Origin of the sequence: Dyella sp., from assembly GCF_036384435.1 — a bacterium.
Lineage (GTDB): Bacteria > Pseudomonadota > Gammaproteobacteria > Xanthomonadales > Rhodanobacteraceae > GSA-30.
This window is the reverse complement of the sequence record NZ_DASVMI010000094.1, coordinates 83,498-103,800: the sequence shown is the minus strand read 5'-3', so window position 1 is coordinate 103,800 and position 20,303 is coordinate 83,498. Positions and strand designations below refer to the sequence as shown.

Annotated in this window: 23 protein-coding genes; 17 read left to right on the top strand and 6 right to left on the bottom strand. The window is 62.8% G+C overall.

The window, feature by feature from the left end; genetic code table 11:
• The 3 genes from purM to VF436_RS09530 all read left to right on the top strand — a co-directional run.
• On the top strand, nucleotides 1-744 hold a 744-nt coding region (gene purM / locus VF436_RS09540), incomplete at its 5' end, for a phosphoribosylformylglycinamidine cyclo-ligase (protein ID WP_330903779.1).
• A gap of 47 nt (nucleotides 745-791) precedes the next feature.
• The gene (gene purN, locus VF436_RS09535; protein ID WP_330903778.1) at nucleotides 792-1,472 is read left to right on the top strand and encodes a phosphoribosylglycinamide formyltransferase; all 681 of its coding nucleotides are present in this window, start codon (nucleotides 792-794) and stop codon (nucleotides 1,470-1,472) included.
• 137 nt (nucleotides 1,473-1,609) lie between these two features.
• On the top strand, nucleotides 1,610-2,317 hold the full coding sequence (locus tag VF436_RS09530) for a DUF3108 domain-containing protein (protein ID WP_330903777.1): 708 nt from the start codon (nucleotides 1,610-1,612) through the stop codon (nucleotides 2,315-2,317).
• A gap of 167 nt (nucleotides 2,318-2,484) precedes the next feature.
• On the opposite strand, the gene murA is transcribed toward VF436_RS09530, so the two are convergent.
• Together murA and VF436_RS09520 are read right to left on the bottom strand one after the other, a co-directional pair.
• Entirely contained in the window at nucleotides 2,485-3,744 is a 1,260-nt protein-coding gene (gene murA, locus VF436_RS09525; protein WP_330903776.1) for a UDP-N-acetylglucosamine 1-carboxyvinyltransferase, read from the bottom strand.
• Nucleotides 3,745-3,781: 37 nt separating this feature from the next.
• Nucleotides 3,782-4,021, bottom strand: a complete 240-nt coding sequence (locus VF436_RS09520; protein ID WP_330903775.1) for a BolA family protein — start codon at nucleotides 4,019-4,021, stop codon at nucleotides 3,782-3,784.
• A 236-nt stretch (nucleotides 4,022-4,257) separates the two neighbouring features.
• On the opposite strand from VF436_RS09520, the gene VF436_RS09515 reads away from it, so the two are divergent.
• The 12 genes from VF436_RS09515 to ptsP all read left to right on the top strand — a co-directional run bounded on the left by VF436_RS09515 (nucleotide 4,258) and on the right by ptsP (nucleotide 14,854).
• Nucleotides 4,258-5,277, top strand: coding sequence for a KpsF/GutQ family sugar-phosphate isomerase (locus tag VF436_RS09515; protein ID WP_330903774.1), 1,020 nt, complete (start codon nucleotides 4,258-4,260; stop codon nucleotides 5,275-5,277).
• Between the two features lie 114 nt (nucleotides 5,278-5,391).
• The gene (locus tag VF436_RS09510) at nucleotides 5,392-5,940 is read left to right on the top strand and encodes an HAD-IIIA family hydrolase (RefSeq protein WP_330903773.1); all 549 of its coding nucleotides are present in this window, start codon (nucleotides 5,392-5,394) and stop codon (nucleotides 5,938-5,940) included.
• Nucleotides 5,937-6,599, top strand: coding sequence for an LPS export ABC transporter periplasmic protein LptC (gene lptC, locus VF436_RS09505; RefSeq protein ID WP_330903772.1), 663 nt, complete (start codon nucleotides 5,937-5,939; stop codon nucleotides 6,597-6,599). The genes VF436_RS09510 and lptC overlap by 4 nt, the downstream gene beginning before the upstream one ends.
• Nucleotides 6,496-7,125 carry a lipopolysaccharide transport periplasmic protein LptA gene (gene lptA, locus VF436_RS09500; RefSeq protein WP_330903771.1) on the top strand — a complete coding sequence of 210 codons (630 nt, stop codon included), beginning with the start codon at nucleotides 6,496-6,498 and terminating at the stop codon, nucleotides 7,123-7,125. The genes lptC and lptA overlap by 104 nt, the downstream gene beginning before the upstream one ends.
• A gap of 3 nt (nucleotides 7,126-7,128) precedes the next feature.
• Nucleotides 7,129-7,848 (top strand): LPS export ABC transporter ATP-binding protein, encoded by a 720-nt coding sequence (lptB, locus tag VF436_RS09495; RefSeq protein ID WP_330903770.1) that lies wholly within the window; start codon nucleotides 7,129-7,131, stop codon nucleotides 7,846-7,848.
• A gap of 159 nt (nucleotides 7,849-8,007) precedes the next feature.
• Nucleotides 8,008-9,489: an RNA polymerase factor sigma-54 gene (locus VF436_RS09490; RefSeq protein ID WP_330903769.1), complete on the top strand. Its 1,482-nt coding sequence runs from the start codon at nucleotides 8,008-8,010 to the stop codon at nucleotides 9,487-9,489.
• A gap of 133 nt (nucleotides 9,490-9,622) precedes the next feature.
• Entirely contained in the window at nucleotides 9,623-9,946 is a 324-nt protein-coding gene (gene hpf / locus VF436_RS09485) for a ribosome hibernation-promoting factor, HPF/YfiA family (protein ID WP_330903768.1), read from the top strand.
• A 439-nt stretch (nucleotides 9,947-10,385) separates the two neighbouring features.
• Nucleotides 10,386-11,336: an HPr(Ser) kinase/phosphatase gene (hprK, locus tag VF436_RS09480; RefSeq protein WP_330903767.1), complete on the top strand. Its 951-nt coding sequence runs from the start codon at nucleotides 10,386-10,388 to the stop codon at nucleotides 11,334-11,336.
• A 17-nt stretch (nucleotides 11,337-11,353) separates the two neighbouring features.
• Nucleotides 11,354-12,256, top strand: a complete 903-nt coding sequence (gene rapZ / locus VF436_RS09475; RefSeq protein WP_330903766.1) for an RNase adapter RapZ — start codon at nucleotides 11,354-11,356, stop codon at nucleotides 12,254-12,256.
• A gap of 46 nt (nucleotides 12,257-12,302) precedes the next feature.
• Nucleotides 12,303-12,695: a PTS fructose IIA subunit family protein gene (locus VF436_RS09470; protein WP_330903765.1), complete on the top strand. Its 393-nt coding sequence runs from the start codon at nucleotides 12,303-12,305 to the stop codon at nucleotides 12,693-12,695.
• Entirely contained in the window at nucleotides 12,688-12,957 is a 270-nt protein-coding gene (locus VF436_RS09465; RefSeq protein ID WP_330903764.1) for an HPr family phosphocarrier protein, read from the top strand. The genes VF436_RS09470 and VF436_RS09465 overlap by 8 nt, the downstream gene beginning before the upstream one ends.
• Nucleotides 12,958-13,078: 121 nt before the next feature.
• Nucleotides 13,079-14,854, top strand: coding sequence for a phosphoenolpyruvate--protein phosphotransferase (ptsP, locus tag VF436_RS09460; protein ID WP_330903763.1), 1,776 nt, complete (start codon nucleotides 13,079-13,081; stop codon nucleotides 14,852-14,854).
• Nucleotides 14,855-14,964: 110 nt separating this feature from the next.
• On the opposite strand, the gene VF436_RS09455 is transcribed toward ptsP, so the two are convergent.
• On the bottom strand, nucleotides 14,965-15,528 hold the full coding sequence (locus VF436_RS09455) for a TetR/AcrR family transcriptional regulator (RefSeq protein WP_330903762.1): 564 nt from the start codon (nucleotides 15,526-15,528) through the stop codon (nucleotides 14,965-14,967).
• Between the two features lie 80 nt (nucleotides 15,529-15,608).
• Here VF436_RS09455 and VF436_RS09450 point away from each other — a divergent pair, with 80 nt between their 5' ends.
• Entirely contained in the window at nucleotides 15,609-16,076 is a 468-nt protein-coding gene (locus VF436_RS09450) for a nuclear transport factor 2 family protein (RefSeq protein ID WP_330903761.1), read from the top strand.
• 93 nt (nucleotides 16,077-16,169) lie between these two features.
• Here VF436_RS09450 and VF436_RS09445 read toward each other — a convergent pair whose 3' ends face one another.
• Nucleotides 16,170-17,072 carry a LysR family transcriptional regulator gene (locus VF436_RS09445; RefSeq protein ID WP_330903760.1) on the bottom strand — a complete coding sequence of 301 codons (903 nt, stop codon included), beginning with the start codon at nucleotides 17,070-17,072 and terminating at the stop codon, nucleotides 16,170-16,172.
• Between the two features lie 88 nt (nucleotides 17,073-17,160).
• Between VF436_RS09445 and VF436_RS09440 the strand changes: the two genes are divergently transcribed.
• The gene (locus tag VF436_RS09440) at nucleotides 17,161-18,183 is read left to right on the top strand and encodes a YeiH family protein (protein ID WP_330903759.1); all 1,023 of its coding nucleotides are present in this window, start codon (nucleotides 17,161-17,163) and stop codon (nucleotides 18,181-18,183) included.
• Nucleotides 18,184-18,242: 59 nt separating this feature from the next.
• On the opposite strand, the gene tsaB is transcribed toward VF436_RS09440, so the two are convergent.
• Nucleotides 18,243-18,932, bottom strand: a complete 690-nt coding sequence (gene tsaB / locus VF436_RS09435) for a tRNA (adenosine(37)-N6)-threonylcarbamoyltransferase complex dimerization subunit type 1 TsaB (protein ID WP_330903758.1) — start codon at nucleotides 18,930-18,932, stop codon at nucleotides 18,243-18,245.
• Nucleotides 18,929-20,281 (bottom strand): cell envelope integrity protein CreD, encoded by a 1,353-nt coding sequence (creD, locus tag VF436_RS09430; protein ID WP_330903757.1) that lies wholly within the window; start codon nucleotides 20,279-20,281, stop codon nucleotides 18,929-18,931. Before creD ends, tsaB begins: the two co-directional genes overlap by 4 nt.
• Nucleotides 20,282-20,303 lie beyond the last annotated feature (22 nt).

Below are 20,303 nucleotides of genomic sequence, written 5' to 3'. Positions count from 1 at the left end.
CAGGGCGCCGAGCCGCTGTTCTTTCTCGATTACTTTGCCACCGGCAAGCTGGATGTCGACACCACCGTGGCCGTGGTCGGCGGTATCGCCAAGGGCTGCGAACTGGCTGGGTGCGCGCTGATCGGTGGCGAAACCGCCGAGATGCCTGACATGTATCCGCCGGGCGAATACGACCTGGCCGGCTTCACGGTCGGCGCCGTGGAAAAATCCAGGCTGCTGAGCGGCGATGACATCGTAGCCGGCGACGTGATCCTTGGCGTGGCATCCAGCGGTCCGCATTCGAATGGTTACTCGCTGATCCGAAAGATCCTCGAACGCGCGGGCAACCCGCTCGACCTGGACCTAGGCGGCACCCGCTTGGCCGATGCCCTGATGGCGCCGACCACCATCTACGTCAAGCCGATGCTGGAGCTGCTTCAGAGCGCTGCGGTCCATGGCATGGCGCACATCACCGGCGGCGGCCTGAAGGAAAACATCATCCGCGTGGTACCTGAAGGCCTCGGCCTGAAGCTCGATGCCACAGCCATTTCGCTGCCGCCGGTATTCGACTGGCTGATGCGCGAGGGCAACGTGGCGCGCGAGGAAATGTGGCGCACGTTCAACTGCGGCGTGGGTTTCACCGTGATTCTGCCGGCCCACCTCGTTGGCGATGCCGCGCGCCTGCTCGGTAAGCACGACCTGGCTTGCTCCGTGATCGGCGAAGTCGTTACCGCCAGCGGCGACGAACGCGTTCATATCGGCTGACCCGCCCACTGCCCGGCCCAGGCCGGGCGGAACATCTTCTAGCCCTTATGCCCAAGCCCTTGCGCATTGCCGTTCTCGCGTCCGGCCGCGGCAGCAACCTTGCCGCGTTGCTGGCTGCGCGCGATCACCACGCGCTGGCGATCGAGCCCGTACTGGTAGCCAGCGACAAGGCGCATGCCGGCGCCTTGCAGTTGGCCGAGGCGGCCGGTATTCCCTCCCTGCATCTGAATCCACGCCGCTACGACAATCGGCGCGACTTCGATATCGACCTGTTCACGCGCATCGGTGACAGCGGCGCGCAATTGATCGTGCTGGCCGGTTTCATGCGCATCCTCGATGGTGACGCGCTACGCCCCTGGGTTGGGCGGATGATCAATATCCACCCTTCGCTGCTGCCCAAGTACCGCGGCCTGCACACGCACCGCCGCGCCCTGGAAGCGGGTGATGCCGAGCATGGCGCGAGCGTTCACTACGTTACCGCTGAACTCGACGGCGGCCCGGTCATCGCGCAAGCCCGCATCGCCGTGCTGCCCGACGACAACGAACACACCCTCGCGCAACGCCTGCTGATCCAGGAGCATCGTCTCTTACCTGCCGTGGTGAGCGCCCTTGCCGAACAACGGCTGGCCCTGGCCGGTGCGGACACGGTGATGTGGGACGGCACACCGTTGCAGGCACCCTTGCGGCTGGAAGATGGCCTTTTGGAGCGAGGGGCGAGGGATGAGTAGCGAGGGCGCAAGTCCGCACGCTCGCGGCAAGTCGTCGTGCCGCGACATGATTTGACCGACTCCACTGCTCGGCCACCTCTCAATCTTGCGCACTGCCACATCGCCTGTTCAGGCTAAGCGCGTAGACTGCGGAGCTCATGGCTACTCATAAAACTCCGCTTCGCGTTCTCGCCGCTGGCCTGGTGCTGGCACTGTCTTCCACGGCTGCGCTGGCCGCATCGCCTTCGGCATTCACGGCCAAATACCAAGTGCTGCAAGGAGGCCAGGCCATTGGCCAGGCTACGCTGACACTCAAGCCGGAAGGTGGTAACTGGGTCTACACCAATGACGTGCAAAGCACTGGCGGGCTCGCCGCCGCGCTCGGCGCCAGTTCGACGGAAACAAGCAAGTTCCGCATCGCCAATGGCGCGCCCGAAACCCAGGCCTATGATTCACGCGTCAACGCCTTCAAGACCAAGACCCGCCACGTCACCGTCGATGCCAATCATCAGGTGACGGTCGATGAAGGCAAGGGCCCGTCCACCTATGCCGGCGTTGCAGGCATGGTCGATCGCAATCTCACACCCCTGGCCATTGGCTGGGCCTTGCGCGACGGCAAGCAGTCCATCAGCCTGCCTGTTGCGGTCAAACGCAATGTCGAAAACCAGCAGTTCAAGGTTGCCGGCAAGGACAATGTGCAAGTACCCGCGGGCAGCTTCCAGGCCGAGCGTGTCGAGCGCACCGACAACAACAAGGCTTTCAGCGCCTGGTACGTCCCGCAGAAATATCCGGTCCCGGTAAAGCTTGCGCAGAGCGACGGCGGCGACCTGACGTTGCAGTTGATCAGCTTTCAGGGCGGCAAGTAGTCGGGGAACGGGAGAAAGGAGTGAGGAGTAGGAGATTGCTCTTAAGCGATAGCCACCCCTGGCTTTTCACTCCGTCGATTTCCTTGGGTGTTTCCGGAGCACGCTATCGCCGATAGCGTGCTTTTTGTTTTTCCTGCTGCTCGCCCCTCTCCGCTCGATCCTGGCGCTCAGGAGGGCAAGCGGCGGATCTTCGCGCCAAGTACGCCCAGCTTCTCTTCGATGTTCTCGTAACCGCGGTCGATGTGATACACGCGATCAACCGTGGTATCGCCCTGTGCAACCAGGCCGGCCAGCACCAGACAGGCCGAAGCGCGTAGATCGGTGGCCATGATCGGCGCACCGCTCATCTTTTCCACGCCCTGGATGATGGCCGTATTGCCTTCCAGGCGGATATCGGCGCCCAGCCGCTGCAATTCATGCGCGTGCATGAAACGATTTTCAAAAACGGTCTCGGTGATCACGCCCACGCCCTCGGCGATGCAGTTGAGGGCGGTGAACTGTGCCTGCATGTCGGTAGGAAAGGCCGGGTACGGCGCCGTGGTGATGTTGACTGCCTTTGGACGGCGCCCCTGCATGTCCAGCTCGATCCAGTCCGGGCCGGTGGAAATATGTGCGCCGGCGTCCTCGAGCTTGCTCAGCACCGCTTCTAGCGTGCTGGCGCGGGCGTTGCGCGCACGAATCTTGCCTCCGGTCATAGCAGCACCGACCAGGAAGGTGCCCGTCTCGATACGGTCGGGGAGCACCTCGTATTCAGCACCATGCAGGCGCTCCACGCCATGAATTACCATGGTGGACGTGCCCGCCCCTTCGATCTGCGCTCCCATGGCGATCAGGCAGTTGGCCAGATCGACGACTTCAGGCTCCTGCGCGGCGTTCTCGATGATGGTGGTGCCCTCGGCCAGGGCCGCGGCCATCATGATGTTTTCGGTGCCGGTCACGGTCACCATGTCCATGGCGATGCGCGCGCCCTTCAGGCGGCTGGCCTTGGCCTTGATGTAGCCATTTTCCACCGTGACCTGGGCGCCGAGAGCCTCCAGGCCACGGATGTGTTGGTCGACTGGCCGCGAACCGATCGCGCAACCACCCGGCAGGGACACTTCGGCCTGACCAAAGCGTGCCACCAGGGGGCCCAGCACCAGGATCGAGGCACGCATGGTGCGTACCAGATCATAGGGAGCGAAGTAGCGGTCGGTGGGCCGCGGATCGATCTGCATCTTCATGCGATCGTCCAGGGTCAGCTGGGTACCCATCTGGCCAAGCAGCTCGATGAACGTGGTGACGTCGTGCAGGTGCGGGACGTTGCTGATGGCTACCGGCTCATCGGCCAGCAGGCAGGACGCGAGAATCGGCAGCACGGCGTTCTTGGCGCCGGAAATACCCACTTCGCCTTGGAGCGGCTCGCCGCCGCTGATCAGAATCTTGGCCATCGTAATCCTTGGAAAATTTTGCCGGGAGCGGGCGGCCTCAACGGCGCGCAGCCACTTCTTCGGGCGTATAGGTTTTGAGCGCCAGGGCATGGATGGCACCACCCATGAGATCGCCCAGGGTCGCGTAGACCAGGCGGTGGCGCGCCAGGGGCAGCTTGCCGGCAAACTGGCTGGCGATGACCTCGGCCTCGAAATGCACGCCGTCGTCGCCACTGACGTCCGCGCGCGCGCCGGGCAGGCCGGTTTCGATCATTGCCTGAATGGTGGCTGCGTCCATGGGGTTCCTGCCTGGAGCTGATGACGGCGGAAATCACGCGGGAAGTGCCATACTCCCTGCTGCGCGCCGTCATATAACGGTAAAATGCGAATATGCCATGGTAATGGAAATCTTCTGTCGCAGAAACGACAGCGGCGCCAAACCGTATTCCAGGGCAGCCTTAAGGAACCCCGCCCGGCGCGCCGACCTCGCCCGGTTGCAGCCAACGGACACCCGGTCCAAGCCCCCGAGGACGCATGAACGCCCATATCGCCAGCCCCGCCAGCAGCCCTATCGCCTTGATTGACGCCGACGCCATCATCCGTAGCGCCCGAACCGTGATCGCCACCGAGGCCGATGCTATCCGGGCTCTGGAGCCGCGTATCGGCGCCGATTTCGTCGAAGCCTGCCGGCTGATCCTGGCCTGCTCCGGCCGGGTGGTGGTCATCGGCATGGGCAAATCCGGGCACATCGGCCGCAAGATGGCCGCCACCTTTGCCTCGACCGGTACACCGGCCTTCTTCGTGCACCCGGGCGAGGCCAGCCACGGCGACCTGGGCATGATCCAACCTCAGGACATCGTGCTGGCGCTGTCCAATTCCGGCGAGACGGACGAAATCCTGTTCATCCTGCCGGTCATCAAGCGCCAGGGTATTCCGCTGATCGCCATGACCGGCAACGACCAGTCCTCACTGGCCAAGCAGGCGGACCTGCACCTGGACACCAGCGTCGCGCTGGAGGCCTGTCCGCTGGGCCTGGCCCCGACATCCAGCACCACGGCTGCCCTGGTCATGGGCGATGCGTTGGCCGTGGCCCTGCTCGATGCGCGCGGCTTTACCTCGGAGGATTTCGCCCGTTCGCATCCGGCTGGCAGCCTGGGGCGCCGCCTGCTGCTGCACATCAACGACATCATGCATACCGGCGAGGGCGTGCCGATGGTGGCGCCCGATGCCAGCCTGACCCAGGCGCTGATGGAAATGACCCGCAAGCACCTGGGCATGACCGCCGTGGTCGATGCCGAACGCCGGCTGCTGGGAGTGTTCACCGATGGCGACCTGCGCCGCGCCCTGGATGACGATGGCGTGGACCTGCGCGGGGCGAGCGTGGCCGAACTGATGACCCGCGGTCCCAAGACCATTTCGTCCGACAAGCTCGCCATCGAAGCCGCCCAGTTGATGGAGCGACACCAGATCCATGCCTTGCTGGTGGTTGACCACGAGCAGCACGTGGTCGGCGCGCTCAACATTCATGATCTGCTCCGCGCCCGCGTGGTGTGATGGCGGACTGACAAGGTTCTTGGGCGTTACCGCGAAGAGCCTTGCGACAACCGTTCAGGCCGGCGTGCGTTAAACGCCCCCGCCCTGCCTTTATCCCTGCCCGAAGACCTTACCGTGTCCACTGCCTATCTTGCCGACATCTCCGCCGACGTCCTCGCCCGTGCTGCAAAGATTCGGCTGGCGGTCTTCGATGTGGATGGCACCCTGACCGATGGCAGGCTCTGGTATGGCGAAGACGGCCACGAGGCAAAGATCTTCCATGTCCACGACGGCCTGGGACTGAAGCTGCTGCAGCAGCACGGCGTGCAGGTGGCGATCCTGTCTGCGCGCATCAGCCATCCGGTAGCGCTGCGCGCCGAGGAGCTGGACATAGCCCACGTCTATCAGGGCCAGAATGACAAGCGTGCCTGTCTGCGCGAGCTCATCGACGCGCTCAAGTTGCAACCGGACGAAGTAGCCTTTATCGGCGACGACCTGCCGGACCTGCCGGCCATGACGATGGTCGGATTGGCCGTCGCGGTGGCCAATGCTCATCCGTGGATAGCCGAACGCGCCCATTGGCAGACCCGCCGTGGTGGCGGCATGGGTGCGGCGCGCGAGGTGGCCGACCTGATCCTCACCGCCAAGGGCCGCGTCACCGCCGAACTGGAGCGCTGGCGATGAGATTGCCTGGAGTTCTGCGCGATCGCGGCACGCCAGTATTGATCGTGTTACTCGCAGTGGGTATTGCCAGCGTCCAGGGCGTCTACTGGTGGCTGGCGCCCGCGCCCAAGGTCAGCGACTTCATTGGACCACCCCGCTCGGGCTATACACTGCACAACTTCCGTGTCTGGTCCTATGACGATACCGGCGCGCCCGGCTTCACGATGACGGCACCTCGCCTGGATCGCCGCGAGGGTGACGAGTCGCTGTACATTATCTCGCCCAAGTACGACCTGCCCTCGAACCAGGCCGGCGTACCGGACTGGCAAGGAGATTCGAACTACGCCGTGGTCAACAAGGAAGGCACCCTGCTGAAGCTGCAAGGCGCCGTCAACATGCACCGCCCGGCCTTCGACGATGCCCCCGCGGCCGACCTCAAGACCTCCGAAGTCACCGCCTGGCCGAAGGAGAACCGCATGGAAACGGCCGAATCGGCGCAGTTGACCCAGGGCGAAAGTAGAATGACCGGTGTTGGCATGCGCGCCAACCTCAACGACAACCATCTGGAGCTTCTCAATGACGTCCACGGCACCTTCGTCCCGCGCTCGCGGAATCGCCAGGTACAGCCTGCTGGTGCTGGCGCTGGCGGCCCTGCAGCCAGCGCAGGCAAGAAAGGATGACCGCGACCAGCCGATGAATGTCGAGCGCGCCAACTCGTTCGACGGCGTGAACGCGCCCAACAGCGTGTCCACCCTCAAGGGCAACGTGGTGATCACCCAGGGCACCATGAAGGTGACCGGCGACCTGGCAAAGATCTATTTCGACGGCGACCAGAACGTCAGCCGCGTCGTGATGACCGGCAAGCCCGCGCATATCCAGCAGATCGACGACTCCGGCAACCTGATGACCGGCGATGCCGCGCAGCTCGATTACGACAACATCAATGGGATCGCCGTGCTGACCGACCATGCCGTAGTCAAGCAGCAGGGCCGCGGCGAAGCCCACGGCGACAAGCTCACCTACAACACCAACACCAGCCAGATGACCGGCGAGAGCGGCAGCGACGGCAGGGTAGCCATGACCTTCCTGCCCAAGCCGCGCACCGCCAAGGGCGGCGCGGCGCCAGCCAAACCGGGGAGCGCTGCGGCGCCGACCGCTCCAGCTCCAGCGCACACCGCGCCGGCCAAGCCACAGGGACAGCCGTAACCGATGCTCTCCGCTGAAGGCCTGCAAAAAAGTTTCCGCACGCGCCAGGTCGTGCGCGATTTCGCGTTCTCCATCCGTGAAGGCGAGGTCGTGGGATTGCTCGGCCCCAATGGCGCTGGCAAGACCACCTGCTTCTATATGATCGTGGGGCTGATCGAGGCCGATGCCGGCCTGATCAAGCTGGACAAGCGCGACATCACCGGCCTGCCCATGCACGCCCGGGCCAAGCTGGGCATCGGCTACCTTCCCCAGGAGGCCTCGGTCTTCCGCCGGCTGACAGTGGCGGACAACATCATGGCCGTGCTGGAGCTGCGTGACGGGCTCGACCAGCGCCAACGCAACGCGGAACTGGAAAGCCTGCTCGATGAACTGAAGATCTCCCACATCGCGCAGCAGAAAGGCATCAGCCTGTCCGGTGGCGAACGCCGGCGCGTGGAAATTGCCCGTGCGCTGGCCGCCCAGCCACGCTACATGCTGCTGGACGAACCGTTCGCCGGCGTGGACCCGATTTCCGTGGGTGAGATCCAGCGTATCGTTCGCCACCTCAAGGAACGTGGCATCGGCGTACTGATCACCGACCACAACGTCCGTGAAACGCTGGGCATCTGCGACCGCGCTTACATCCTCAATGATGGCGAAGTGCTTTCGCGTGGCACGCCGGCCCACATCCTGGCCGACGAAAAGGTTCGCGAGGTCTATTTGGGCCGCGAATTCCGCCTGTAGGAAGCGTGAAAGTCGCGTTCCTGGCCCGCTGGCATTGACGCAATCCTGATCTGAATCACATTCAGCTGTACGGCGTGGGCACTCCGGTCGACAGAAACTATGGTCGACCCGGGTTTCAGGGGTTAGGATGACCCTCAGCGTTCATCTACCCCGGCTGGCATGAAAACCGGACTGCAGTTTCGTCTCAATCAGCAACTCACGCTCACGCCGCAGCTTCAGCAGGCGATTCGCCTGCTGCAACTGTCGCAGTTGGAGCTGGAGGCGGAGCTGCGCCAGATCGCCGAGAGCAATCCGCTGCTCGAGTTTTCCGAAGATTCGGCTGAGAACGAGGGCGGCAACGGCGAAGAGGACAGCTTCGAAGCCGCCCAGACACCGGGGCCCTCCTCCAACGCGCCTAGCTCCTCGAGCAGCAGTGACGACAGCGGATCGTCCGACGATGCCGAGGCGCCGGACTGGGGTGATGCCCCGGCCGACGAGCCCATCGACTTCTCCAGCAGCGGTGCCGGTCGCGGCAACGGCAGTGAAGACGACGGATTCGAGCCTCAGAACGCCGCACCGGAAACCCTGCGCGAACACCTGATGTGGCAGCTGAACCTGGCGCACATGACACCGCGCCAGCGCACCATCGCCGCGGTCCTGATCGATGCGGTCAATGCCGATGGCTATCTGGGCGAGGGCCTGGAGTCGGTGGCAACCGCCCTGCCCGCCGATCTGAAGGCGACACTCGAGGAAATCGAAAACGTGCGCCGCATGGTGCAGCGTTTCGACCCCACAGGCGTCGCCAGCCTGGACCTGCGCGACTGCCTGCGCGCCCAGCTCGAACAGTTCAGTAGCGGCACGCCGCATCTCGATCTGGCGCTGCGCATCGTCGATAGCGAGCTGGAATTGCTGGCGCGCAACGATATCGTCAAACTCGCGCGGCGCTTGCGTGCCGAGGCAGATGATGTGGCCAGTGCCGCTGTGCTCATTCGCAGCCTCGATCCACGTCCGGGTGCGGCGATGGACCCTACCCCCGTCGAATATGTCGCGCCCGACGTCTATGCTCGTAAGGAAGGCGGGCGCTGGCGCGTAAGCCTCAATCCCGACTGCCAGCCACGACTAGGCCTCAATCAGCATTACTGCAATCTTATCGCGCGTGCGCGCGGGGACGACGCCAGTTGGATGCGCGGACAACTACAAGAGGCGCGCTGGCTGATCAAGAGCCTCGAATCGCGTGCCGAGACCTTAATGAAGGTGGCCGAGGCGATCGTTCGGCGACAGAGCGCCTTTCTCGATTACGGCCCCGAGGCCATGCACCCGCTCGTGCTGCGCGAAGTGGCCGAAGAGGTGGGCATGCATGAATCGACCATCTCGCGAGTCACGACGCGAAAGTACATCCATACACCGCGTGGCACATTCGAACTCAAGCATTTCTTTTCCAGTGGCGTGTCCACCGAAGACGGCGGCAGCGCATCGGCCACGGCCATCCAGGCCATGTTGCGCAAGCTCGTCGATGGTGAAGACACACGCAAGCCGTTATCCGATCAGGCGATCGCCGAGGAACTGCGCCGAAAGGGCATCCAGGTGGCTCGTCGTACCGTAGCCAAATACAGGGAGGCGATGCGCATACCCAGCTCCAGCGAACGCCAGCGCGCCGGATGAATGTTGGCGATTGCGGGAACTTGATCGCGCCATAAACGTTCCCAGCTTATGACTGACGGTGTGTCCTCTCGCATCACCGGGGATGCATCCAACCCGGCCGCGCAATGCGGCCAGCATCATGAGGAGGCGTAATATGCAATTCCAACTCAGCGGTCAGCAGATCGAAGTCACCCAGGCCCTGCGGCAGCACGCCAACGCCAAGCTGGACCGCCTGACCCGCCTCGACGAAAAACTCATAAGCCTCAGCGTTGTCCTATCAGTGAACAAGCTTCAACAGAAGGCTGAAGGCAACTTGCTCGTCAATGGAACCCTGTTGCACGCTGAGGCGATCGAGTCGGACATGTACGCCTCCATTGACATCCTCTTTGACAAACTCACTGCACAACTACGCAAACATCGCGACAAGATCTGCGACAAGCATCAGCGCGAAGTGCGCGAAGAACGACAGTACGGTTGATCACCTTCGATCATCTGCGTATTTTTGAGCCAAACCTGTCCACTCTCCCTGACGTCACAGGGAGAGTGGTATCGACATGAGTGGTCTTACCACAGACGCATCCTGAAGGCGGGACGCCACGCTAATGACGAGGGCGACGTCAGTTCACCGGACGTCCCCTCTTAAGAGCGACTTCAGTCGCCAAGCAAGCCGCGACGAGGTCACGGCTTGGACGTTCCAAAAGCCCCACCTGCGACTGGATCGCAGATGGTTTCGCTTCGTAGAGGCTAGTTACGCCATAGTCCGGTCGCGCCCCCAGGCCGAAGCCCCAACCTTCGGCAGGGTGGCGGCCCGCTTAACGAATGAAATTGCTCGGGCGCGCCAGGCAACCCAAAGCCAGCTTTCGGCCAAACTGGCACAATACACGTCAGTCGCCGCCTGCCCGGCAAAGGATCGCGCCTTGGATCGCATCACCGCTCGACAACTGTACGATGGGGTTCACGAGCGCATGGCCTTGCGCTGGGTGTCAGGTATGCGCGGGGAATCGCGGGTACTCGAGCAGGCGGTGACGATGAGCCGACGCCCTTCACTGATCGGTTATCTCAATGTCATCTACCCCAACAAGATCCAGATTATCGGCAGCGAGGAGCTGAACTACCTCGATGGACTCGATTCGCGCCAGCGCTGGGAGGCCATCAACAAGATCGCCGCTTATCAGCCAGTGGCCATGATCGTAACCAAGGATCAAGCCATACCTTCCGACTTGCGGGAGGTGGCCGAAGAAACCAACACCCCGTTGTGGATCAGCTCCAAGCGTGGCCACGAATTGCTGACCTGGATGCAGTACTACCTGGCGCGCATGCTGGCACCGAGGATTACCTTGCACGGGGTATTCCTGGAAGTGTTCTCGATTGGCGTGCTGATCACCGGCGAATCGGGCTCGGGCAAGAGCGAACTGGCGCTGGAGCTGATCAGCCGCGGCCATCGCCTCGTGGCCGACGATGCCACCGAATTCACCTTGATCGCTCCGGACGTCATCGATGGCACCTGCCCGGAACTGCTCCAGGACCTGCTTGAAGTGCGTGGCCTGGGCGTGCTCAACGTGCGCGAGATGTTCGGCCATACCGCGGTCAAGCCCTCGAAGTATCTTCGCCTGGTGGTGCATCTCAAGCCTTTGCGAGACGGCGAGGATACCGATGCCATGACGCGCCTGACGGGCGATGTCGGGCACCGTGAGATCCTCGAGGTGCAGGTCCCGCTGATCACCATCCCTGTGGCACCTGGCCGCAACCTGGCAGTGCTTGTAGAAGCTGCCGTGCGCAGCCATGTACTGAAGAGTAAGGGCATCGACCCGGCTCAGACCTTCATTGATCGCCAAGCGCACCAGATGCGCCGGTTGCCGCCCTGGTAACTCAAGACCCCATTGCCATGAATGATTCAAGCCAGCTAGTCGCCAGCATCCAATCGGAAGAAACCCACTTGCTTGTACTCACCGGCATGTCCGGCGGCGGCAAGACGGTGGCCCTGCGCGCCCTGGAAGACCTGGGCTTCTACTGCGTGGACAACCTGCCCACCAGCCTCCTGCAGGATCTGGTCCGCACCGTGATCCGCAACGACAAGAGCGGCCAGCGCCGTCATATCGCGGTAGGCGTGGACGTGCGCAATCGCAGCGACGACTTCCAGCAGGTACCCGCTGTCATGTCGACGCTGGCCGCCGCCGAGGTGGCTGTCCACCTGATCTTCATCGATTGCCGCGACGACATCCTGATCAAGCGTTACTCGGAGACACGACGCAAGCATCCGCTCTCGGCACGCGGGCTGTCGCTGGCCGACGCCATCGCCGAAGAACGCCGGATCCTGCGCCCGCTATCGGGCTTGGCCGAGAAGGTGATCGATTCCAGCGACCTGAACGTACATCAGCTCCGCCGCCTGATCGCCACGGGCTACGCGGAGGCCACCAAGGGCCTTACGCTGATGTTCGAATCATTTGCTTACCGGCGCGGCCTGCCCCCGGATGCCGATTTCGTCTTCGACGCCCGCTGCCTGCCCAATCCCCACTGGGATGCCAAGCTGCGCCCGTATTCAGGCAAGGACGCCCCGGTCCGTGAATTCCTGGACCAGCAGGCACTCGTAGGTGAGTATTTCCAGGACACCAGCCACTGGCTGGATCGATGGCTGCCACGATTCGAGCAAGATGATCGCAGTTATGTGACCATATCCATCGGGTGCACCGGCGGGCGGCACCGGTCGGTCTACTTGGCCGAGAAGCTCGCCGCGCACTACCGCACGCAGCGAGAGAACGTGCTGATCTTCCACCGCGAGCTTGAGTAACAGCTGTCATGCGCGCTTTTGAACACCACCAGGGGACACTGCGGCCATGAGCGTCGGAGTGATGTTGATGACGCACGAGGCCGTTGGCCAGGCGTTGATCTCGGCCGCACACCACGTGCTGCCAAAGTTGCCGTTGCAGGTCGAGGCCGTGGAAGTACCAGGCCAATCCGACCCGGACGTCATGCGTACGCTCACCGAGCGCCACGCCCGTGACCTCGACCAGGGAGACGGCGTGCTGGTGCTGGCCGATCTGTATGGCGCCACGCCATGCAATATAGGCCTATCACTGAGTTCGCTGGGGGTACGGCTGCGCTGCGTGTCGGGGCTGAATCTGCCGATGCTGCTGCGTGTGCTCAACTACTCGGAAAAACCCCTGGACGAACTGGCGGAAATTGCCGCCAGCGGCGGCCGCGGAGGAATCTTCATCGATCATGCTTGAGAAAGACATCGTCATTTCCAACAAACTCGGATTGCATGCACGCGCTTCGGCCAAGCTCGTGCAATTGGTACAAAGCTTCAAGTCCACCGTCTGGCTGGTCAGCCGGGGACGTGAGGTCAATGCTCAAAGCATCATGGGTGTGATGATGCTCGCCGCAGGCCTCGGCACGCCGCTGACCATCCGCGCCGACGGCCCGGACGAGCAGAACGCGCTCGATGCCGTGGTCGCACTTTTCGACAGAAAGTTCGACGAAGGGGCTTGAGGATGGAATCGGGGACCGCAGATCGCCTCATCAAGGCAGAACACGTGCAACTGTCGCGCGATGTTTGTTGTCTGAAGGCGCGCTCCCCGGCGTCCACTCCCCCCACATCGAGATCGTCTGCATGAGGCATCTGTTGCCCGGCACCACCGCTTCGCGAGGCATGGCCCTCGGTCGCGCGCGACTGGTCCAGCCGAGCCGTTACCTGGTCGACACACGCCCGCTGGCCGAGGACGAGGTCGATTCCGAACTTGAACGGCTGCACCGCGCGCTCGACACCGCACGACAGGAATTGCGCGAATTGCGCGGCAAGCTGCATGGCGCCCTGGCCCGCGAAGTCAACGAATTCATCGACGCGCACAGCCTGCTCCTGGATGATCCCGAGCTGTTGCGCGGCCTGGACGATCTGGTCCGCATCGGACACTACCGCCCGGGCGCGGCGCTAAAGAAACAGCGCGACCGTCTCGCCGCGGTGTTCGAGGCCATGGACGATCCTTACCTGCGCAGTCGCAAGGAAGATATCGACCAGGTCATCAACCGCGTCATCTCGGCCCTGCAACGCCAGACCAGCGCCGAGGAACGCAAGATCGCCGCACGCGTGGGCGAGATCCTCATTGCCGATTCCATCGCACCGGCCGACATGGCGCACCTGGCCGGCAATGGCCTGCTTGGCGTGGTCGCCAGCTCGGGCAGCCCCTATTCCCATAGTGCCATCCTCGCGCGCAGCCTTGACCTGCCCATGCTGGTGGGCGTACGCGATGCATTGTCTACCATCCACGACGACGACCTGATCCTGCTCGACAGCGAACGTGGCGAAGCGGTCGTGCATCCCACGGCGCAAGATCTCACTCGCTATCGTGCCTGGCAGCGCGAAGCGGCCCAGGAAGGGCGACGGCTGGCTACGCTGGCCAATGCCCCCACACGCACTCGCGATGGCGTGGACATCAAGCTTTACGCCAATGCCGAAATGTCGCCTGACATCGCCTCGGCGCGTGCCAAGGGCGCCGATGGCGTTGGCCTGTATCGCACCGAATTCCTGTTCCTACGACACAAGGGGCTGCCCTCCGAGGACGAGCAGTTCATTGCCTACCGCGACCTGGTTCTGGGCATGGGTGGCTTGCCGGTCACCATTCGCACGCTGGACCTGGGCGCAGACAAGGCCGATGCCGCCGGCCTGGCCATGCGCGGCGAGGAGAATCCCGCGCTTGGGGTGCGCGGCGTACGTCTGTCACTACGCTATCCGGCGGTTTTCACCACGCAGATTCGCGCCATCCTGCGCGCAGCGTGCTACGGCCCGGTACGCGTACTCGTTCCCATGGTCACGCAGCCGGATGAACTGATCGCCGTACGCACACTGTTCAAGCTGGCACGCGCCGAGCTCAAGCGCGAAAACATCGACCTGCCGGAGAAGCTCTCGTTGGGCGCAATGATCGAGGTGCCAGCCGCCGCGATCAATGTGCGCGAAATCCTCGAGCACGCGGACTTCCTGGCCATCGGCACCAATGATCTGGCGCAATACGTGCTCGCTGCCGATCGCGGCAACGACGCGCTGGAAAATATCTACAATCCCTTGCAGCCTGCCCTGTTGCGCTTGATCTCGCATGTGATCAGCGCTGGCCGGCGCGCACGCAAGCCGGTAAGCCTGTGCGGCGAGATCGGCGGCGACGTGAACTTCACGGCGATGCTGCTGGCGCTGGGGCTGTACGAATTCAGCATGCATCCCGGCCAATTGCTGCAAGTACGCGATCGCCTCGCATCGCTTGACGCCAAGGCCCTGCGCCAGCACGCGCCCAAGCTCATACGCGCCCGCTCGCACGAGGAAGTGGAGGCCATGCTGGCTGACATTACGTCGCCTAGAATTCCCGTCTGCACGGAAGCTGACGCGCAAACGCCAGCTTGAGCTGTATCGAATTCAGCCGCGATGCAAGTCGCGACTTAGGGCGCGGCTTGGGGTTTTAAGAGCACCAATCTGTAACCGTGTTGCAGATTGCTTCGCCAATGAAATCGCTCCTACCAGGCAAGGCTTTTCAACAACAACGCCAGGGCAGCCAACGCCGCATCGGGCGTTTGATCATATTGTGCACGAATGATGGCGCCATCAATCGCCACCGCCATCGCGCAAGCCAGTCCCGCCGTTTGCTGTTCTTGCGGCAGGTGCGCGGCCAGGACGTCCGTCATCGATTGCTTGTGTTGCCTGGATATGTCGATCACATCCTGCAGGCTACCGCCCAGCTCAATCACGCTGTTGATGAATGCACACCCCCTGAAGGCTTCCGATTCAAACCATTCACGCATGGCGCGGACGACGGCCTCCGTGAGGCGGCCTTCATTGGCACCGTGCCGGGTCAGCGCATCGACGAACCAGGCCATCCATCGCTCATGGCGATAATCCAGGAATGCACAGACCAGATCATTCTTGCTGGGGAAATGCCGATAGAAAGTCACCTTGGTCACGCCGGCATCGGCAATGACCTTGTCGATGCCGGTGGCGCGAACGCCATCCCGGTAGAACAGGTCGTGGGCGGTTAGAAGAATGCGTTCGCGGGCCGGAAGAAGGCTTGCCTGGTTATTCATGCGAACATGGTAGACAAGTCTGTCTGCATTAGCTAGCCTGCATGTAGACAACCCTGTCTACCTTACACACGAAGGCTCCCATGACCACCAAGCCGCCAGTTCCGCCCTTCACCGAAGAAACCGCCACGCAGAAAGTCCGTCTTGCCGAGGACGCCTGGAATTCCCGCGATCCGGAACGGGTATCGCTGGTCTATACGGTGGACACGCACTGGCGCAATCGCGCCGAGTTCCTGGATGGCCGCGACGCCGTGCGTGTGTTCCTGGCACGCAAATGGGACCGCGAGCTCGATTACCGATTGATCAAGGAGCTCTGGGCCTTCAGGGATAATCGCATTGCCGTGCGCTTCGCCTATGAATGGCACGACGACTCCGGGCAGTGGTACCGCAGCCACGGCAACGAGAACTGGGAGTTCGACGAAAACGGCCTGATGCGCTATCGCCACGCGAGCATCAATGACCAGCCGATCCGCGCGGACGAACGCAAATACCATTGGCCGGCAGGACGCAGGCCGGACGATCATCCGGGGTTGAGTGCGTTTGGGCTCTGAGTGGGTGAAGTCGCTTGCTGCGCAAGCTGTGAGGCCGCGCCTGCGGCGCTGTGAAGCGCGAAAAACGACACGCGGGGCTCGCGGCGACGTGGCTCATGCGCGCCATCCCCCTACCTGGGCATCCACGCTCGACAAGAATGCCTCCAACAGGGCGCCGCGATACTTTCCCTTGTGCAGTAACAGGGAAAGCTTGCGCCGCAGGTCCAGGAAGGGGGTACGCAATACGCGCAGGCGACCGGCTGCCTCGGCATCGATCACGGCTACCTGGGGCAGGCAGGCGATGCCCAGGCCTGCCACGACGGCTTGCTTGATGGCTTCGGTCTGGTCCAGCTCCAGCACAGTTTCGCCAGGAGGCAGCATCGCCAGCGCACGCTCGCTGGTCACGCGCGTCGCTGACCCCGGCTCGCGCAGGACCCATCGCGCGCCGGTGAAATCGCCCGGTTGCAGGCGCCGTTTGCGTGCCAGCGGGTGATCCGGCGGCGCACATACGACCAGGTCATCGTCGCGCCAGGGATGCAGCGCTAGCGAAGGGTGCGCGACCGGGCCCTCGACACATCCCACGTCCAGTGCATGTTCGAGCAGGGCATGAGCGATAGCGTCGGTATTGGCCACGCGCAAGCGTACCGATACCTGAGGATGGGCTCGGATGAAATCGCCCAGCAATTCACCAACCCGGTAATTCCCCACCGTGTTGCTGGCCCCCACGCGAAGCTCTCCCCCCAGCACCGTCCGATCCGCGATGCCTTGGCGGCCGAATTCCGCATGGCGCTCCAGCAGTTCCTGCGCCAGCGGCAGCAATTCGCGGCCGCGCGCATTCAAATGCAGCCGTCCTCGTTCACGGGCGAACACCGGGCTGCCTAGCAGACGCTCGAATTCGGCCAGGGCCATGCTCGTGGCCGGTTGCGTAAGGTGCAGCGCATCGGAGGCGGCACGCAAACTGCCCAGTAATGCCGTCTGGACAAACACTTCAAGCTGGCGGGGGCTGATATGAAGCATCAAATTATTTTATATCTTCAATCAGAAATTCCAAGTTTTCCTGATGCATGCCGCGACCGACAATAGCCACACGCATCAAGGAAATACCATGTCCGCCCAGGCTGCATCCCTCCCCGCTCCATCCCTTGGCCAGCGCCTTCCCGGCCTGGCCCTGGCCATCGTCATCGCCTTGGTCGCCCTCGGGCTGGGGCATCTGGCCCCCCTGATCGGCGGTCCTGTATTCGGCATCGTGTTAGGCATCGTGGTACGAAATTTCCTGTCGCCTGGCGCCAGCTTCACCCCTGGCATCCAGTTCGCTGGCAAGCAGATCCTGCAATGGTCGATCATCGCACTGGGCTTCGGACTGAGTCTGAGCCAGGTGGCCAAGACCGGCCTCGAATCCCTATCGGTAACCCTGGTGACCATGACCATGGCGTTTCTCGCGGCATGGGGCCTGGGCCGCCTACTGAAGGTGCACGACAAGCTCAAGATCCTCATTGGTGTGGGCACTGCCATCTGTGGCGGCTCGGCCATTGCCGCGATCACGCCGATCATCAAGCCCGACGAACACGACACCGCATTCGCCATTTCCACGATTTTCCTGTTCAACCTCGTCGCCGTGCTGCTGTTTCCGCTGCTCGGGCACCTGTTGCACCTGTCCGACCTGGGCTTCGGCCTGTGGGCCGGGACAGCCATCAACGACACCTCGTCTGTCGTCGCCGCCGGCTATAGCTTCAGCAAAGCGGCGGGTGACTACGCCACCATCGTCAAGCTGACCCGCGCAACGCTGATCATTCCCGTCTGCCTGGTGCTGGCCCTCGCCACCGCCTGGCATGAAAAAAAGAAAGGCAGCAGCAACTTCAGCCTGGCCCGCATCTTTCCCTGGTTCATCCTGTGGTTCCTGGTGGCCTCGGCCATCCGTACCGCCGGACTGATTCCCGGACAGATCCAGCCGGCGATTCATATGCTGGCCGAATTCCTGATCATCGTGGCACTGACGGCCATTGGCCTCTCGGCCAACCTGCGCAAGATGGCATCGACAGGTTGGCGGCCGATCGCCCTGGGATTGGGGGTGTGGGCAGCCGTGTCGATCAGCAGCCTCATCGTACAGATGACCATCGGCCAGCTCTGAGTCTTCATCGCCCCGGTCGCTACCCGGAGAACCGACGGCGCCATGGCGCCGTCGTTTTTTTATGCGCGTCCCTGCTCGACCAGCGTCAATGCGACCTTGTCGCGCAGATAGATCGGCAGGGCCTGCTCGGGCGCATGGGCGCGACCTGCACGGAATTCGCCAGCCGCCAGCTCGGCCACATGCCGGGCTTGCGGATAACGCGCACCTTCCGCACGTACCGGTGCCACCGAGAGCCGTTCGCGCAGCACCGTCTCGTATGTGCTCCAGCCAGTCCCCACAATCTGCCATGCCTGCGCTTGCGGCAACACCAGAGCATCGGCCGTACAGACTCTTTCCTGGTCCAGCGCCACCAGGCCCCCCCGGCCATCACGACGATAGCTGGCAGCGTAGATTTCGCCCATGCGGGCATCGATCACGGCAAGGATGGCGGCGTCTTCATCCTCGGCCTCCAGCGCCAGCGCAGCCAGCGAAGATACCGTGACCACCGGGCGATCCAACGCCAGCGCCATGCCTTGCGCCAGCGAAACGCCCAAGCGGACACCGGTAAATGCTCCCGGGCCACGCCCGACGGCAATGGCATCGAGCGCATGGCGGCCAAGGCCGGCCTCGGCAAGCAAGGCATCGGCCATCGGCAGTACCAGCTCGGCGTGACGGCGCGGCGCGATCTCGCTGCGCGCGATAATTTCATCACCGTGCAACAGGGCGACGGAGCAGGCTTCGGTAGCAGTTTCGATGGCGAGCAGGTTCATGGTTTGTCCATGGTAGCCGGATCATGGCGCGACACGGAATCTGGCGCATAGGCATACCAGTCGATACGTCGCGTGAGATACATCAGAAGCGCCACCACAACCAGCAAGGCCACCGCACCAATCAGCAAGGCATACTGATCGGCGGCGACCAGGCCGTACAGCAGGGCATAAACCATCGCCAGGGCGCTACCGAGTAATACACCGGCTTGGCGAGCGCGCAACACAGCACATGCATAGCCGCCGACAATCAGTACGGCCGCCGCCGCGGCAATGACATATGCCAAGGCGAACCCGATCTGCTCCGATAGCGCCAGCAGTAACACATAGAACGTAGCCAGGGCAGCGCCGACCAGCAGGTATTGCACCGGATGCACGCGCAAGCGTTTGAGCACCTCGAACAGGAAGAACACCACGAACGTCATGCCAATGAACAACAGGCCGTACTTCACCGACCGATCATTGCGTTGGTAGACATCTACCGGCTGGTAGAGCTGCACGCCGAAACCCGATGAGATCACCGCCTGTCCGGTGGCTTCGTCGCCGTCTTCCCAATATTGACCATAACTGCGGTTGAGGTCCGAGGCATGCCAATGCGCCGAGAAATGTTTCGGCTGGATTTGCCGATCGATTGGCAAAGAGGCACCGGTAAAGCTTGGGTCACCCCAGGGTGCCTGCATCGACACATCGGTGCTGCGCCCCAGGGGAAGCACCTGCATGGATTCGGTGCCGGCTACTTCCAGTTCTGCGTCCAGTTCGATCGGTTTGGCCGAAGTCATATCCAGGGAAATGGGTAGCACCACGCTGGACAAACCCGCCATGCGCCCTGCTGAGGATTCCAGCGGCTGCACCTTGCCATCGACGCGCAACGTAGCCTTGCGCAGGCCATGCAAGTCACTCAGTAGCAAGCGGATCTCCGCCTTGCCTGGCTCCCATTGCGACGCACTGGCTCGCGCGGCTTTCTGGACATCCTCGGGCAGGAAGCGCGCTGTGAGATGAATAGTCGATAGATATATCGGCGCTGCATAGATACCAAAGCTGCGCCGGTCAACCTGCATGGAAACGTCGGCCTTGAGCTGGTCGGGCAGTACGATATTCGTCGTCGCTACCTCTCGCGCAGACGTGCTGTCGGCCATCAATACAGAACGACGACCTGGCACCGCCAGTACAGGGCCGCCCAATGTCTGTTCGGCACCCCATCCTTGCGCGATTTGTGCCACGGCCTGCTGACGCAGGTCCTGACGCTCGCCAATCAGATTTCTTACCTGGCCCAACGGAATAAGCATCAGAAGTGCCAGCAAGCCCACGCCTAGCACCTTGGCGGTCACACTGTGTATCCATTGCGTTTTCATGGCAGCCTAATCCTTAGGTTGA